Origin of the sequence: Streptomyces sp. NPDC019937 (assembly GCF_040631655.1) — a bacterium.
Taxonomy (GTDB): Bacteria; Actinomycetota; Actinomycetes; order Streptomycetales; family Streptomycetaceae; genus Streptomyces.
Genome location: NZ_JBEYAL010000061.1, coordinates 20,288 through 38,303 on the forward strand (window position 1 = coordinate 20,288; position 18,016 = coordinate 38,303).

Annotated in this window: 2 protein-coding genes and 1 pseudogene; all 3 read right to left on the minus strand. The window is 74.3% G+C overall.

Annotated features, from left to right (window positions below; all coding sequences use genetic code 11):
• Positions 1–27: 27 nt before the first annotated feature.
• Positions 28–3,954, minus strand: a pseudogene (locus ABZ562_RS37855) (beta-ketoacyl synthase N-terminal-like domain-containing protein); the annotation flags it as partial.
• Between the two features lie 127 nt (positions 3,955–4,081).
• Positions 4,082–14,713, minus strand: a complete 10,632-nt coding sequence (locus tag ABZ562_RS37860) for a type I polyketide synthase (RefSeq protein ID WP_361489037.1) — start codon at positions 14,711–14,713, stop codon at positions 4,082–4,084.
• A 45-nt stretch (positions 14,714–14,758) separates the two neighbouring features.
• A partial coding sequence (locus ABZ562_RS37865; protein ID WP_361489040.1) for an SDR family NAD(P)-dependent oxidoreductase occupies positions 14,759–18,016 on the minus strand: 3,258 nt, incomplete at its 5' end.

Genomic DNA, 18,016 nt, shown 5'->3' on the forward strand with positions numbered 1-18,016 from the left:
CTCACGGCTCAACGGAAGTGTGACTGCTTACTGGGGTTCGAATTCCTCGTCGATGAGGTCGAGCAATCGGTCCACCGGCAGCGAATCGATGTCCTCGGTGGAGACCCGATCGGGCATCGGATCGGGCGGTTTCGCGTCGGGGCCGGTGTCGTCCGCCTGACCGTCACCCATGCGGTCCGCCAGGTGGTCCGCGACCGACGCGGGGGTCGGATGGCTGAACACGAGGGTGTCGGGCAGTCTCAGCCCGGTGACCGTGCCGAGCCGCGCGCGCAGTTCGGTCTCGGTCAGCGAGTCGAAGCCCAGTTCCCGGAAGGCCAGGTTCGCGTCCACCTGGCCGGGGTCCGCGTGGCCCAGCACCGCGGCCGCCTCGGCACGCACCAGGTCGAGCAGGACGCGGGCCCGTCGGGCGGCGGGCATGCCCCGCAGCTTCTCCGGCCGCGGCGCGGCGACTCCTGGTCGCTCGGCGGGCCGGCCGGCGACGTACTCGGCGACGGGTTGGGCCGGCGGGGACGGGTCGTCGAGCTGCGGCACCGGGCGTACGAACAGGGTGTCGACCGACAGCACCGGCTCCCCGCCCGGTTCGACGGCCTCGATCGCCAGCGAACCGTCCCGCCGGGGCGAGAGCCGCACACGCAGTGCCGTGGCACCGGACGCGTGCAGGGAAAAGCCGTGCAGGTACGAGGGGAGGCCGATGCCGGTGCCGGGCGGGGCGGCGTGCCTGGCGGCGTCCAGCAGCGCGGGATGCAGGACGAACGCGGCCGTGTCGGCTCCCGGTGGCAGGACCACCTCGGCGAACACCTCCGCGCCGCGCCGCCAGGCCGCGCGCAGCCCCTGGAGCATCGGCCCGTGGGAGAATCCGGCCTCGGCCCACCGTCGCCGGAAGCTCTCGGGCTCGACCGGCTCGGCCCCCGGAGGCGGCCATGCGGCCGTGTCGAGCCCGGGGTCCGCGCCGCTCTTGGGGGCGAGCACACCGAAGGCGTGCTCGGTCCACGGCGCGCCGAAGGCCGGGACGGGCCGCGCGTGCACGGTCACCGGGCGCCGTCCCGATTCCCGGGCGGCCCCGACCCGCAGCTGAAGTTCCACCGCACCGGATTCGGGCAGGACGAGCGGCGAGGTGAGGACAAGCTCTTCGAGGTGGGCGCACCTGGCCTCGTCACCGGCCCGGACGGCCAGTTCCGCCAGGGCCGTACCGGGCAGCACGACCCGGCCGCACACGGTGTGGTCGGCCAGCCATGGCTGCGCGGCCACCGAGACGCGGCCGCCGCACACCAGGCCGGCGTCCTCGGCGAGTTCCACGACCGTTCCCAGCAGCGGGTATCCCGAGCCGTCTCGGTACGTGCCGCCGCCGTCCGCCGGGACGGTCGGCCAGAAGCGTTCGTGCTGGAAGGCGTAGGTCGGCAGGTCCACCCGACGTGCGCCCGTGCCCGCGAAGAACGCGCGCCACGCCACCGGCACCCCGGCCACGTGCAGCCGGCCCAGTGCGGTCACCAACGCGGCCTCCTCACCCCGGTCCTTGCGCAGGGCGGGCACCGCGGTCACCCGCGTACCGGCCAGGCCGTCCCCGGCCATGGCGGACAGCGTGCCGTCCGGGCCGAGTTCCAGCAGGACGGTGGCGCCCGCCTCGCGGAGGGTGGCGAGCCCGTCGGCGAAGCGGACGGTGTCGCGGACGTGGCGCACCCAGTACTCCGGCGCGCACAGCTCCCCGCCCGTGGCGAGCCGCCCGGTCAGGTTCGACACCAGGGGGACGCGCGGCTCCTGGAACTCCAGGCGCTCCACGATGCGCCGGAACTCCGCGAGCATCGGGTCCATCAGCGGCGAGTGGAAGGCGTGCGACACGGACAGCCGGGAGGTCCTGCGACCTGCGGCCGCCAGCGTACCGGCGATCCGCACAACCTCGCGCTCCGCTCCGGCGAGCACCACCCGCGACGGGCCGTTGACCGCCGCGATCGACACGCGGTCGGTCAGTAGCGGCCGCACTTCGTTCTCGGTGGCCCGCACCGCGACCATGGCTCCGCCGTCCGGCAGCGCCTGCATCAGCCCGGCGCGCGCGGCCACCAGGCGGCACGCGTCGGCGAGCGAGAACACCCCGGCCACGTGTGCGGCCGTCACCTCGCCGATCGAATGCCCGGCCAGGAGGTCCGGCGTCACGCCCAGCGACTCCACGAGCCCGTACAGAGCCACTTCGACGGCGAACAGCGCGGGTTGGGCGAACCCGGTCCGGTCGAGCAGGTCCGGGTCCTCGCCCCACAGCACGTCCCGCAGCGGCACGTTCGTCCGCAGCAGGTCCGTATGGCGGTCGAACTCCGCCAGCACCGCGTCCAGCCGCTCGGCGAACACCGGGAAACGGCCGTACAACTCCCGTCCCATGCGAAGTCGTTGGGTGCCCTGCCCCGAGAACACCACCGCCGTCCGGCTCTTCCCGGCGACCCCGCGCGCGACTTCGGTCCGGCTCCCGCCGGCGGCGAGCAGGACCGCCCGGTGATCGAACGCCGAACGGCCGGTGGCCAAGGAGAATCCGATATCGACGGCGGCGTGGGGGTCCGTTGTGGACACCGGGGTGGACAGGATCCGGTCCACCTGGGCGTCCAGCGCGGCCTCGGTCCTTGCCGACACCACCCAGGGCACCACGGCCGGAGCGTTTTCCGGGTTCCGCTCGGGCTCGTCGACCGGCGCGACCGGCGGCGCCTGTTCGAGGATGACGTGCGCGTTGGTGCCGCTGATGCCGAACGAGGACACCCCGGCGCGGCGCGGGCGACCGGTATCCGGCCACGCGGTGTTCTCACGCAGTGGTTCGACCGCCCCCGCCGCCCAGTCCACCCGGGATGTGGGCACGTTCAGGTGCAGGGTGCGCGGGAGCGTCCCGTGCCGCAGCGCCAGCACCGTCTTGATCACGCCCGCCACGCCCGCCGCCGCCTGCGCGTGGCCGAGGTTCGGCTTCAGCGAGCCGAGATACAGCGGGCGGGTCCGGCCCTGCCCGTACGTGGCGAGCAGGGCCCGCGCCTCGACCGGGTCGCCCACTCGGGTGCCGGTGCCGTGCGCCTCCACCGCGTCCACCTCGAAGGTGCCCAGTGCGGCGTCCTCAAGTGCCTGCCGGATCACCCCTTCCTGGGAGGCGCCGTTCGGCGCGGTCAACCCGCGTGAGGCGCCGTCGGAGTTCACCGCGCTGCCGCGCACGACGGCGAGCGCCGGGTGGCCGTGGCGCCGCGCGTCGGACAGCCGCTCCAGCAGCAGTACGCCCACGCCTTCGGCCCACGCGGTGCCGTTCGCGTCGTCGGAGAAGGCCCGGCACCGGCCGTCCGGCGCGAGCCCGCCCTGCCGGGAGTAGCCGACGAGACTCCGCGGGGTGGACATGACGGTCGCGCCGCCGGTCAGCGCCAGCGAGCACTCTCCCGCCCGCAGCGCCCGCACCGCGCAGTGCAGCGCCACCAGCGAGGACGACGACGCGGTGTCCACCGTGATCGCCGGGCCCTCCAGGCCGAGGAAGTAGGCGAGCCGGCCGGTCGCCACGCCCGGCGAGGTGCCGGTGACGGCGTGCCCGGCCAGGTCCTCCTCCGCCTGCTGGACGACCAGTGCGTAGTCCTCGCCGCTGGTGCCGATGAACGCACCCGAGCGGCTGCCGCGCAGGGACAGCGGATCGATCCCCGCCCGTTCGATCGCTTCCCAGGACACTTCGAGCAGCAGCCGCTGCTGCGGGTCCATGGCCAGGGCCTCGCGCGGGCTGATCCCGAAGAAGCCGGGGTCGAACTCCGCCGCGCCGCTCAGGAAGCCGCCCCGCTGGGACGCGCTGCGGCCCGGGCCGTCGCCGGCGAGGGCGGCCAGGTCCCAGCCGCGGTCGGCGGGGAGGCCGCCGGTCGCGTCCTGCCCCGACACGACGAGGTTCCACAGGTCTTCGGGAGTATCGATCCCGCCTGGGTATCGGCACGCCATTCCGACGATCACTACCGGATCGCCGGAGGGCTCGGTGCCGGGCCTGACCGTCATGACGCCGTACCGCCTTTGAGAAAGTCGGACGAGTGGAGTTCAGCCCGGAGGCTAAGGCCGCGGGATCTTTACATTCCCTTAGTCCTTGCGGCGGACGGCTCTACGCGCCACCGTCGGATTCCAGGGTGGTGAGCCATTCCTCCATCAGGCGTGCGGTCTCCCGGGAGTCGTCGGCGATCAGCGTCAGGTGGTCGGCGTCGATCAGGCGCGTGGTGGAGGCCGGGACCGCGGGCACCGTATCCCCGTGCCCGACCCCGGGCAGCGACTCCGCGCACCGGATGAGCAGGCTCGGCACCGAGGTCGTGTACCGCTCCGCGCCTCCGGTGGTCATCCGTATGAACCAGTACGCCATCGCCGACAGCCGGGCGCTGTTCAGCTTCACCGACGGGGAGTCGATGCCGGCGAGGTAGTTGCTCTGGACCACGTCCCAGTCGACCTGCTCCCCGGCCTCGTACTGGAGGCTGAGGGTGTCGAGCATGATGACGCCCTCGGGGCGGACGCCCCAGACCTCCTCCAGCACGCCCGCGGCCCGGTAGGCGAAGGTGCCGCCGGTGGAGTAGCCGACGAGGACGAACGGCTCGCCGTCACTGGCCAGCAGCGCGCTCTCCGCGATCAGCCGGGCCGCGGTCTCGCTGGTGGCGGGCAGCGGCTCGCCCTCGGCGAAGCCGAGCAGCGGCAGCGCGGAGACGTGTCGGTCGCCGCGGAACCGGGAGGCGATCCGGGCGTACTGGTGGACGCCTCCGTTCGCGCCGGGGGCGCTGATGCAGATCAGCCGGGGCTTGCCCGGGCCCGTGGCCAGGGTCACCGGCTGCGGCAGCTCTTCGACCTCGGCGGACACCTCGCAGGACGGCCGGGTGGCGGCGACGGCCATCAGCAGCCGCATCGCCTCCAGCTGCCTGCCGGAGTTCACGGTGTCGAAGAACATGCCGACCAGCGAGTCCTGGGCGTTCTCCCGGACGGCGGTGAGCGCTCCGGGTTCGGCGGCCGCGCTCATACCGCCCTGGTGCGCGAGCCGGTCGCGTAGCCACTGGGCGAGCCCGGCGGGCGTCCGGGTCTCGAACACCACCGAGGTCGGCACCCGCATGCCGAGCGCCTCACCGAGCTGGTTGCGCAGTTCGAGCGCGATCAGCGAGTCGAAGCCCATGGTGAGGAACGCGCCCTGCGGATCGATCGCGTCCGCGTCGCGCCGGCCGAGCAGTACGGCCGAGGTGCCGACCACCAAGTCCACCAGCAGTTTCTCCTGCTCGTCCGGATCGAGGCCGCGGAGCCGGTCCCGTACGGTGGCCAGCGGCCTCGCCGTCCCGGCCGCCGTGGGCCGGGAGCTGGGGATGAGGTTGCGCAGCAGCGGGTGCACTTGCGGGAGCGCCCGCGACCGGTCCACCAGGAGCGGGACCAGCTGGGCCTCGTCGCGCGTGATGGCCGCGTCGAAGAGGGCCAGGCCCAGCTCCGGGGTCAGCGGTGGCGTGCCGGACCGGCTCATACGCTGGATGTCGGTCTCGGTGAGGTGGCCGGTCATTCCCGTGCGGCGGCCCCAGAAGCCCCACGCCAGCGAGGTGGCGGGCAGCCCCTGGCCGCGCCGGTGGGCCGCGAGGGCGTCGAGGTAGGCGTTGCCCGCGGCGTAGCTCGCCTGGGCCTGGCTGCCCATCACCCCGGACACCGAGGAGTACAGCACGAAGGCGGCCAGGTCGAGTTCGCGGGTCGCCTCGTGCAGGTGCCAGGCGGCGTCGACCTTGGGCCTCAGTACCGTGTCCACGCGCTCGGGGGTCAGCGAGGCGATCACGCCGTCGTCGAGCACGCCGGCCGTGTGCACCACCGCGGTCAGCGGATGCCGGGCCGGCACGTCGGCCAGCAGGCGGGCTATGGCGGCGGGGTCGGTGACGTCGCAGGCGGCGACGGACACCTCAGCGCCATGAGCGGTCAGTTCGTCGCGCAGCTCTGCCGCGTCCGGCGCCTCGGCGCCCCGGCGGCCGGCCAGCAGCAGCCGCCGTACGCCGCGTTCGGCCACCAGGTGCCGGGCCAGTTCCCCGCCGAGGCCGCCGGTGCCGCCGGTGATGAGCACCGTGCCGTCGGGGTTCCAGGCCCGCCCGGACGGGGGCTGTGCGGGTACCCGCGTGAGCCGGGCGACCCGTGCGGTCCGTTTCCGCAGCAGCCACTGCTCCTCGTCGGCGGCCAGCAGACCGGACAGCGCCCCCGCCGATACGTGCGCGTCGTCGAGGTCGACCAGCAGGAAGCGGCCGGGGTTCTCCGACTGTGCGGACCGCACCAGGCCCCACACCGCCGCCGCGGCCAGGTCGGTGACGTCCTCGCCGTCCGCGGCCATGGCGCCACGGGTGACGAATACGAGCCGCGAGCGGGCGAACCTCTCCTCGGCCAGCCACTCCTGCATCAGCGCCAGCGCCCGGTGTGTGGCGTCGTGCACGGCCTCGGGGCCGGAGCCCTCCGCGACCGGGACCACGAAGCCGTTCGGCACGGGTCCGTTGTCGCCGCCCTCGCCGATCGCGCCTGCCAGGGTCGCGGCGTAGGCGGTGATGGTCTCGCCGCCCAGGGCCATCGCGTTGCCCAGGTCGTGCTGGTCATCTCCGATGACGGCCCACCGTGCCCCGGCGAGGGGTGTGGGCTCGGTCGGGGCGGGGACCCATTCGACCCGGTGGAGCGCGTCGAGCGGGTCCCGCCCGGCGGGCGTATCCGGCTGGGCGGACGGTGGCCGAAGTGTCAGCGAGTCCACCGAGATCACCGGTGTGCCCTCGACGTCGGTCGCGGCCAGCGTGACGGTGTCCGGGCCGGTGCGCGTCAGCCGGGCGCGCAGTACGGACGCGCCGGAGGCGTGCAGTACGGCGCCGTCCCACGAGAAGGGCAGGGCGCACTCGCCCTTGTCCTCACCGGCGAACACGGCGGCGTGCAGCACCGCGTCGAGCAGTGCCGGGTGCATCCCGAAGCCGTCCGCGTCCCTTGCCTCGTCCGGCAGGACGACTTCGGCGAACGCCTCCTCGCCACGGCGCCAGACGGCCCGCAGGCCGCGGAAGGCCGGTCCGTACTCCAGGCCCGCCAGGGCGTGGCGTTCGTGGAGCCCGTCGAGGTCGACCGGGGTCGACTCGGGCGGTGGCCAGACCGTCGCGTCGAACTCCGCGGCCGGGGCGCGGAAGGCATCGGGGGTGAGCACGCCGGTCGCGTGCAGGTGCCAGTCCCCGCTCGCGGCGTCTGCGGGCCGTGCGTAGAGCCGGGTGTCCCGGTGGCCCCTCTCGTCGGGCTCGCCCACATGTGCTTGGATCTGGGTCGCGCCCCGCGCGGGGAGCATCAGCGGCGTGGTGATGGTGAGCTGCTCGACCCGGTCGCAGCCGGCCTGGTCGCCGGCGCGGATGGCCAGTTCCAGGAATCCGGTGCCGGGGAAGTACACCGAGCCGCCGAAACGGGACTCGGTCAGCCAGGGGTGGGTGGCCTGGGAGAGGGTCCCGGTCAGCACGATGTCGTCCGAGCCCGCCAGGTTCACCGTCGCGCCGATCAGCGGATGGCTGGTCGGGGCGAGGCCCGCACCGGACAGGTCCGCCGGGACGGTCGAGCCCGACGGCCAGAACCGCTCGCGCTGGAAGGCGTACGTCGGCAGGTCCACCCGCCGGGCGCCGGTGCCCGCGAAGAACGCCCGCCAGTCCACCGGCACGCCCCTCACGTGGAGCCGCGCGAGGGCGGTGACGGCCGCCGTCTCCTCCGGGCGGTCCGCGCGCAGCATCGGCACGGCCACGGCCGCCTCCGGCGCCGACTCCTGGACCATGGCCGACAGTACGCCGTCCGGGCCCAGTTCGAGGAACGTCCGCACGTCCGCGTCGGCCAGTGTGCGGACGCCGTCGGCGAACCGTACGGTCTCGCGGACGTGGCGCACCCAGTAGTCGGGCGAGCGCAGCTCACCGGCCGTGGCGAGCCGCCCGGTCAGGTTCGAGACGACCGGGATGCGCGGCTCGTGGAAGGTGAGCCCGCCGATCGCCGCACGGAACTCGTCCAGCATCGGGTCCATCAGCGGCGAGTGGAAGGCGTGGCTGACCGCCAGCCCGGTCGTCCGGCGGTCCTCGAACCCTGCCACGATCTCCGCGACCGCTGTCTCCTCTCCGGACAGCACCACCGACGACGGCCCGTTCACCGCCGCGAGCGACACCCGGTCCGACAGCAGCGGCCGCACCTCGTCCTCGGTCGCCTCGACCGCCACCATCGCCCCGCCACCGGGCAGTGCCTGCATCAGCCGGGCCCGCGCCGACACCAGCGCGCAGGCGTCGGCGAGGGACAGCACTCCCGCGACGTGAGCGGCGGCGATCTCACCGACCGAGTGGCCGGCCACGAACTTCGGCGCGATGCCCAGGGACTCGGCCAGGCGGAACAGCGCCACCTCGACCGCGAACAGCGCCGGCTGAGCACAACCCGTCGCGTTCAGCGCCTCGGCGTCCTCGCCCCACATCACCTCGCGCAGCGCGGGATCGGACGCGGCGAACACCGCGTCCAGGGCCTCGGCGAATGCCGGGAACCGGGCGTACAGCTCCCGTCCCATGCCGAGCCGCTGCGCACCCTGACCGGAGAACAGCACCGCCGGCGCGCCCTGGCCGGCCACGCCCCGGGCGGCCTCGGCCACTTTGTCCTCGGAGGCCAGCAGCACCGCCCGGTGGTCGAACGCCGACCGTTCCGTGGCGAGCGAGAACCCGATGTCCAGCGGAGCGCGTTCCGCGGTCCCGGCCGCGATGGAGCGCACCCGGTCCACCTGGGCTTCGAGGGCCGTCTCGCTCTTGGCCGACACCACCCACGGCACGAGGCCGGGCGTGACGGTGGGCGGTTCGGCATCCTCCGCCGGCTCCTGCGGGGCCTGTTCGAGGATCACGTGCGCGTTGGTGCCGCTGATGCCGAACGAGGACACCCCGGCGCGGCGGGGGCGCCCCGCCTCCGGCCATGCGGCGTTCTCGGTCAGCAGCTCAACGGCTCCCGCCGACCAGTCCACGTGGGACGACGGCTCGTCCACGTGCAGCGTCCGTGGCAGCACGCCGTGGCGTATCGCCATGACCGTTTTGATCAGCCCGGCCGCGCCGGCGGCGGCCTGGGTGTGGCCGATGTTGGACTTCACCGTGCCCAGCAGCAGCGGGCGCGTCCGGTCCTGGCCGTAGGTCGCCAGCAGGGCCTGCGCCTCGATCGGGTCGCCGAGGGTGGTGCCGGTGCCGTGCGCCTCCACCGCGTCCACGTCCGCCGGGTCCAGCCCGGCGCTCGCCAGGGCCTGCCGGATCACCCGCTGCTGGGAGGGGCCGTTGGGCGCCGTCAGTCCGTTGGACGCGCCGTCCTGGTTGAGCGCGCTGCCCCGCACGACCGCGAGGACGGGGTGGCCGTTGCGCCGCGCGTCGGACAGCCGCTCCACGACCAGCACGCCGACCCCCTCGGACCAGCCGGTGCCATCGGCGGAGTCCCCGAACGCCTTGCACCGCCCGTCCGGGGCGAGCCCGCCATGGTGCTTGAACCCCGCGAAGCTGGCCGAGGTGGTCATGACCGTCACGCCACCGGCCAGCGCCAGCGAGCACTCACCGCCCCGCAGAGCCTGGGCGGCCATGTGCAGCGACACCAGCGACGACGAGCAGGCCGTGTCGACGGTGACCGCCGGTCCTTCCAGGCCGAAGGCGTAGGACACCCGACCCGACATCACGCTGGGGCCGAGCATGACGCCCCGGCCCTCCATGTCCCGGGCGCGGGCGATCACATGCATGTAGTCCACGCCGTTGCTGCCGACGAATACGCCGGTCCTGCTGCCCCGCAGCCCGGCGGGGTCGATGCCGGACCGCTCGATCGCCTCCCACGCGGTCTCCAGCAGCAGCCGCTGCTGCGGGTCCATGCCCAGTGCCTCACGCGGCGAGATGCCGAAGAACTCCGGGTCGAAGTCGGCGGCGTCGTAGAGGAATCCGCCCTGGCCCCGCAGGTCCCAGCCGCGGTCGGTGGGGAAGTCCGAGATGGCGTCGCGGCCGGAGGAGACCAGGTCCCACAGCTGATCGGGCGAGCCGACGCCGCCGGGGAAGCGGCAGGCCATGCCGACGATCACGACCGGGTCGTCGGTGCCGTCGGGGACACCGGAGGGTGCGACGCCGAGCGCCGCTTCGTCGGCCTCGGCCCGGCGGCCCATCAGTTCGGCCGCGAGGTGCTCGGCGAGTGCCTGGGGCCTCGGGTAGTCGAAGAGCAGGCTCGCGGGCAGCGCGAGGCCGGTGACGCGGGCCAGTTGGTTGCGCAGCTCCATCGACGTCAGCGAGTCGAAGCCGTGGTCCTGGAAGACCCGCTCCACGCTGATGGCCTCCGGGTCGGCGTGCCCGAGGACCCCGGCCGCGTGCGTCCGGATCAGGTCCAGCAGTTGCGTCGTACGCTCGGACTCCGGCGCCGCGTACAGCTGCCGCCGCAGGTCGGAGGCCACCGACTCGCTCTCGCGCCGGACGTCGCGGGCCGACCGCTGTGCTTCGCGGGCGGCGGGCAGCGCGCTCAGCGACGCGCTGGGCCGCAGGCTGAACAGCGCCTCCAGTACGTCCTGCTGCCCCAGGTCGGCGACCACCGTGACCGGGTCGGGTGCGGCGACCAGTTCGGCCAGCACGCCCAGAGCCAGCCCGGGTTCCAGCACCGTGGTGCCGGTCTCGTGCAGCACGTCCTCGATGCCGGCGGCCATCCCGCCGCCCTCCCAGGCGCCCCAGGCGATGGAGGTCGCGGGCAGGCCCTGCGCCCGGCGCTGCTGGGCCAGCGCGTCGAGCACCGTGTTGGCCGCGGCGTAGTTCGCCTGGCCCGGGTTGCCGACGGCACCGGCCACCGAAGAGAACAGGGCGAATACGGACAGGTCCCGGTCGCGGGTGAGCTCGTCGAGCAGCATCGCCGGGGAGACCTTCGCCCGGAACACCGCGCCGAACCGCTGCGGGGTCAGCCCGTCGAGCACGGCGTCGTCCAGCACGCCGGCGGCGTGCACGATCCCGGTCAGCGGGAATTCCTCGGGGATGGCCGCCAGGGCGGCCTCCAGCTCGGCGCGGTTCGCGGTGTCGCAGGCGGCGATGGTGACGCGCGCGCCCAGCGCGGTCAGTTCCGCCTCCAGGTCCGCCGCGCCCGGCGACTGGGGACCGCGGCGGCTGAGCAGCAGCAGGTGTTCCGCGCCGTGCTCGGCCAGCCAGCGGGCCAGGTGCGCACCGAGCGCGCCGGTGCCGCCGGTGATGAGCACCGTGCCGGCGGGCTGCCAGGTCGGCGCCGCGTCGCGGGAGGGGGCGGGCAGCAGCCGCCTGCCGAACACGCCGGAGGCGCGGATGGCGACCTGGTCCTCGTCGCCGGGCCCGCCGAGGGTGCCGATCAGCCTCCGGAGCGTACGGCCGTCCGGCTCCGGCGGCAGGTCGATCACGCCGCCCCAGCGGTCCGGGTACTCCAGGGCGGCGACCCGGCCGAGTCCCCAGAGCGCGGCCTGCCGCGGGCTGGTGACGGGGTCGTTCTCGTCCACCGACACGGCGCCGCGGGTCAGCGCCCAGACCCGGCTGTGGATCCCGGCGTCGTCGAGGGCCTGTACGAGTACGGCGGTGTCGACCAGACCCATCGGCACGCTCGACCAGCGGCGTGCCTCGTTCGCCGCCAGCAGCGAGACCACTCCGGCGAACCTTGTGCCGCTCGCCCTCAACTCGCCCAGCTTGTGGGCGAGTTCGGAACGGTCGGGCCGCTTCTCCAGCGTGACCGGGACCACGTCCGGGCCGAGCCCGTCCAGTACCGACCGCACCCACGGGGTGTCGGTTTCCGGCCCGTCGGCGGGCAGCGCCACAAGCCATACGCCCGGCAGGGCGGCCGCGGACGCGCCGCGCAGCGGCTGCCAGCTCTCCCGGAACCGCAGCGAGTCGGCGAGCGAACGGGCCCGTCGCTTGGCGCGCCAGGCCGACAGCGCGGGCACCACGCCGCCCAGCGCGTCGGTGTCGATGTCCAGGCGGGCCGCCAGGGACGGCAGGTCCTCGCGCTCCACCGCGGCCCAGAACTCGGCGTCCGCCCCGTCCACCGAGCCGGAGAGCGGGACGGCCCCGGCAGCCTCCGGCCAGTACCGCTCGCGCTGGAAGGCGTACGTCGGCAGGTCGGTCCGGTGGGCGCCGGTGCCCGCGAAGAACGCCCGCCAGTCCACACCGGCCCCGGCCACGTGCAGCCGGGCCAGGCCGGTGACGGCCGCTGACTCCTCGTCGCGGTCCTTGCGCAGCAGGGGAACGACGGCGATGCGCTCCGGCACGGACTCGCGCATCAGCGGCGCGAGCACCCCGTCCGGGCCGAGTTCGAGCAGCACACCGGCACCGGCGGCGGCCAGCGCCCGTACGCCGTCGGCGAACCGTACGGTCTCGCGGACGTGCCGCACCCAGTAATCGGGCGAGCGCAGCTCGTCGGGCGTGGCGAGCGCGCCGGTCAGGTTGGAGACGATGTCGATCTCGGGCTGGTGGAAGGTCAGGCGCGCGACGACGGTGCGGAACTCTTCCAGCATCGGGTCCATCAGCGGCGAGTGGAAGGCGTGGCTGACCGCCAGCCTGCTGGTGCGGCGCCCCTTCAGGTGGGCGGTCACCTCGGCGACGGCGTCCTCCTCACCGGAGACGACCAGCGACGAGGGACCGTTGACGGCCGCGATCGACACCTGGTCGGTGAGCAGCGGCCGGACCTCGTCCTCGGTGGCCTCGACCGCCACCATGGCGCCGCCGGCGGGCAGGGCCTGCATCAGGCGGGCGCGGGCCGCGACCAAGCGGCAGGCGTCGGGGAGGGACAGTACGCCCGCGACGTGTGCGGCCGCCACTTCGCCGATCGAGTGCCCGGCGACGAATCGCGGGCGCACTCCCAGCGATTCGACCAGGCGGAACAGCGCCACGTCGACCGCGAAGAGGGCGGGCTGAGCATAGCCGGTCCGGTCCAGCAGGTCCGCGTCCTCGCCCCAGATCACTTCGCGAAGCCGTCCCGGCCGCGGTCCGGCGAGGCTTTCCGACGCCGTGGACCGGGGCGGGGAGAACTCCGCGAGCACGGCATCCAACGCCTCCGCGAAGGCCGGGAAGCGGTCGTAGAGGCCGCGTCCCATGCCGAGCCGCTGTGCGCCCTGCCCGGAGAAGACGACGGCCACCGGCGCTTCCCCGGCCTCGCCCCGGGCGACTTCGAGGAGCCCCTCGTCGGAGGCCAGCAGCACGGCGCGGTGCTCGAACGCCGACCGGGCGGTGGCGAGGGAGAAACCGATGTCGAGCGGCGAACACTTCGGGTTCTGTGCCGCGAACCGTTTCAGGCTCTCCACCTGCGCGGCCAGCGCGGCCTCGGTCCTGCCCGCGACGGGCCAGGGCACCGCGCCGGGCACGGGAGCGAGGCCCCCGGCGGCCTCCGGTTCGTCCGGCGTGTGCTGTTCCAGGATGACATGGGCGTTGGTGCCGCTGATCCCGAACGAGGACACTCCCGCCCGGCGTGGGCGGTCGGTCCGGGGCCAGTCGGTGTCGGCGGTGAGCAGTTCGGCCGCGCCCTCGGTCCAGTCCACGTGGGACGAGGGGGTGTCGACGTGCAGCGTGCGCGGCAGCACTCCGTGCCGCATGGCCATGACCGTCTTGATGAGTCCGGCGGCGCCCGCCGCGGCCTGCGTGTGTCCGAGGTTCGACTTCACCGAGCCCAGGTACAGCGGCTGCTCCCGGTCCTGCCCGTACGTCGCGAGCAGGGCCTGCGCCTCGATCGGGTCGCCGAGGGTGGTGCCGGTGCCGTGCGCCTCCACCGCGTCCACGTCCGCCGGGGAGAGCCCGGCACTGGCGAGGGCCTGGCGGATCACCCGCTGTTGGGAGGGGCCATTGGGGGCGGTGAGACCGTTGGACGCGCCGTCCTGGTTGACGGCGGAGCCCCGTATCACGGCGTGGACCTCGTGCCCGTTGCGTATCGCGTCGGACAGCCGTTCCACCATGAGCACGCCGACGCCCTCGGACCAGCTGGTGCCGTCCGCGGCCTCGGCGAAGGGCTTGCAGCGGCCGTCGGGCGCCAGCCCGCCCTGGATGCTGAACCCGGCGAAGCTGGCGGGGGTCGCCATCACGGTGACCCCGCCCGCAAGCGCCAGGGAACACTCCCCGCTGCGCAGCGCGTGCGCGGCCAGGTGCAGCGACACCAGCGACGACGAGCACGCCGTGTCCACGGTGACGGCGGGGCCCACGAGGCCGAACACGTAGGAGAGCCGCCCGGAGATCACGCTCGCCGCGAGCCCGGTCCCCCCGTGGCCGTCCATGTCCTCCCGCGCCTCGGCCACCAGCCGGACGTAGTCCTGGCCGTTGGTCCCGACGAACACGCCGGTCTGGCTGCCGCGCAGCGAGAGCGGGTCGATCCCGGTGCGTTCGATCGCTTCCCAGGACACTTCGAGCAGCAGCCGCTGCTGCGGGTCCATGGCCAGCGCCTCGCGCGGGCTGATCCCGAAGAAGCCCGGATCGAAGTCGGCCGCGTCGTAGAGGAATCCGCCTTCGCCGGTGACGCTGCGGCCGCGGCCGTCCCCGCCGAGCACCCCGGCATCCCAGCCGCGATCGGTCGGGAAGCCGGAGATCGCGTCAGCGCCCGAGGCCACCAGGTCCCACAGCTGCTCCGGCGAGCGCACCCCGCCGGGGAACCGGCACGCCATGCCGACGATCGCCACCGGCTCGTGCCGGCCGGACTCGACCTCCTCAAGCCGCCGCCGCGTCTGGTGCAGATCCGCGGTGACCCACTTCAGGTATTCGACGAGCTTCTCTTCGTCCGCCATGGTCAAGGCGCCTTTCCGCTTCCGCTTGAGTGATCGGCCGAGGGCCGGTGATCAGTGGTCCGTCGGCCGGCCGAGCTCACTGTCGATGAAGGCGAGGACCTCGTCGGCACTCGCCGCCTCGATCCGCTGCTGTACGTCCCGTTCGCCGGTCTCGGTGCCGGGGCCGGTACCGGTGCCGGTCACCCGTGCGAGCATCTTCCGCAGCCGCGCCGCGGCCCCTGCCCTGGCGGCCTCGCCGAGGTCTTCCGCCGACAGCGCTGCGGACAGTGCCGTTTCCAGCCGGTCGAGTTCGGCGGGCAGGGCGGGGCCCGCGTCCGCCCGGGCGGGCTCGCCGAGGCGGGTGGCCAGGAAGTCGGCGACGGCGGCCGGTGTCGGATAGTCGAAGATCAGGGTCGCGGGCATCCGCAGCCCTGTCGTGGCGGTGAGCCGGTTGCGCAGCTCGATCGCGGTGAGCGAATCGAACCCGAGCCGGTCGAACTCCCGCTCGGCACCCACCTGGTCCGGCGAACCGTGCCCCAGTACGGCCGCGGCCTCGCCCCGTACCAGATCGGTGAGAAAGCGCACCCGCTCGTGCTCGCGGGTGTCCGCCAGTCGCGCCGCCAGGTCGGCAGCCCGGTTGTCGGCGGCGGCGGTCCGGCGACCGGCGCGGACCAGGCCGCGCAGGATCGGGGGCACGGCGCCGGCGAACATCGTCGTGCTGGGACCGGCCTTGCCCGCCGTACGCATCACGATCAGGTTCGCCTCGTCGCGGCCGGTGGCGGCGTCGAAAAGGGCGAGGCCCTGTTCCAGGGTCAGCGGCGGCGTCCCGGACCGTTTCATGCGCTCGATGTGGGCGTCGCCCAGCCCGCTGGTCATGCCGGTGCCCTGCGCCCAGGGGCCCCACGCCAGCGATGTCGCGGCCAGCCCCGCACGCTTGCGGTGCTGGGCCAGCGCGTCGAGGAAGGCGTTGGCGGCGGCGTAGTTCGCCTGCCCGGGGCTGCCCATGACGCCCGCCACCGAGGAGTAGACGACGAACGCCGCGAGGTCCGCCGTCCGCGTCGCCTCGTGCAGATGCCACGCGGCGTCGACCTTGGGCCGCAGCACCGCGTCCACCCGCTCCGGGGTCAACGCGTCGAGCACACCGTCGTCGAGCACACCGGCCGTGTGCACCACCGCGGTCAGCGGGTGTGCGGACGGGACCGCGGCCAGGAGTTCCCGTACGGCGACGGGGTCGGCGAAGTCGCAGGCGGCGAGGGACACCTCCGCGCCGTGGGCGGTCAGCTCGTCGCGCAGCTCTGCCGCGTCCGGCGCCTCGGCGCCCCGGCGGCTCGCCAGCACCAGATGCCGGGCCCCACGCTCGGTCACCAGGTGCCGGGCCAGCTCGCGGCCCAGGCCGCCGGTGCCACCGGTGATCAGCACCGTGCCCTCCGGCCCCCAGGGGGAGCCGTTCCGGGCGGGCGCGGGCGGTTCGGGCGCGTGCATCATGCGCGCGACCCGAACGGTCCCTTCCCGCACCATGAACTGCTCCTCGTCCGTACCCGGCAGGCTCGGCAGCACGGCCGCGGAGGCGGCCGAGCCGTCGAGATCGGCGAGCAGGAACCGGCCGGGGTTCTCCATCTGTGCGGACCGCACCAGACCCCACACCGCCGCGGCGGCCAGGCCCGGTACGTCCTCGCCCTCCGGCGCGACCGCTCCCCTGGTGACGAACACCAGGCGGGTGCGGGCCAGCCGGTCCTCGGCCAGGCACTCCTGCATCAGCGCCAGCACCCGATGCGTCACCTCGTGCACCGTCTCCGGGCCGCCATCCATATGGCCCGCGACGGGTACCGCGAGAATCCGCGGTGCCACCGCGCCGCCACGATCGCGCACTTCGGCTAGGGACTTCACTGGTTCCGCGTCCTGACCGAGCCCGTCGGCCAGCCCGAGCTCGTCGGGCCCGAGGACGAACCAGGCGGAGTCGTCGGCGGCTGTCCCGGACTCCGGCCGCTCCACCCAATCGAGATGGAACAGGGACTTCCGGTGGTCCGGCCCGGCCGGTGCGTCCGGCCGGGCCGCCGGCGGCCGCAGCACCACCGAGTCCGCCGAGAGGACCGGCGCGCCCTGCGCGTCGGCCGCGGCCAGGACGAGCCTGTCCGCTTCGCGGGTCAGCCGGGCCCGCAGCACCCGCGGGGACGCGGCGTGCAGCGACACCCCGCGCCACTCGGCCGGGAGCAGCCGTTCGGCGTCCTCCTCGCCGCCGGTGAACACCGCGGCGTGCAGTACGGAGTCCAGCAGTGCCGGGTGCAGGCCGAAGCCGTCGGCGTCGCGCACCTCGTCGGGCAGCGCGACCTCGGCATAGAGGTCCTTGCCGCGCCGCCAGACCCCCCGCAGGCCCTGGAACGCGGGCCCGTAGACCAGGCCCGCGTCGGCGAAGCGCTCGTAGAGGTCGTCCAGCCCGATCCCGGTCGCGCCGGCCGGCGGCCACTGTGCCGCGTCGAAGTCGGCCCCCCGCTCCCCCGGTACGAGCCACCCGTGGGCGTGCGGCGTCCACGCGGCGTCGGGGTCGTCGGTGAGGCGCGCGTGGAACCACAGCTCCCGGCGCCCGGCGTCGTCGGGTGCGCCGATCCGCGCCTGGATCCGCACCGCGCCCCGCTCCGGCACCACCAGCGGCTCGGCCAGGGTCAGTTCCGCCACCCGCTCGCACTCGACCTGGTCGCCCGCGCGGATCGCGGCCTCCAGGAAGGCCGTGCCCGGCAGGATGACCGCACCGTCGACGGTGTACTCGGCAAGCCAGGGGTGGAGGGCGAGCGACAGGGTGCCGGTGAGGACCACCTCCGCCGAGCCCGCGACGGCCATCACGGCGCCGAGCATGGGGTGTTCCGTTGGGGCCAGGCCGAGGCCGGCCGCGTCCGCGGAGCGCAGCGACGCCGTCGGCCAGAACCGCTCGCGCTGGAACGCGTACGTCGGCAGGTCGGTCCGGCGCGCCCCGGTGCCCGCGTAGAACACCCGCCAGTCCACCGGGGCGCCGGTGACGTGCAGGCGCGCGAGCGCGGTGGTCATGGCGGCTTCCTCGGACCGGTCCTTGCGCAGCGCGGGAACGACGGTGGTCCCGTCCGGCGCCGACCCCTGGATCATGGCCGAGAGCACGCCGTCGGGCCCGAGTTCGAGGAAGGTCTTCACGCCGCTCTCGGAGAGGGTACGTACCCCGTCGGCGAACCGTACGGTCTCGCGGACGTGGCGTACCCAGTACTCCGGCGAGCACAGTTCGCCGGCCGTCGCGAGCACACCGGTCAGGTTCGACACCACCGGCATCGTGGGCTCGTGGAAGGTGAGTTCCCCGACCACCGTACG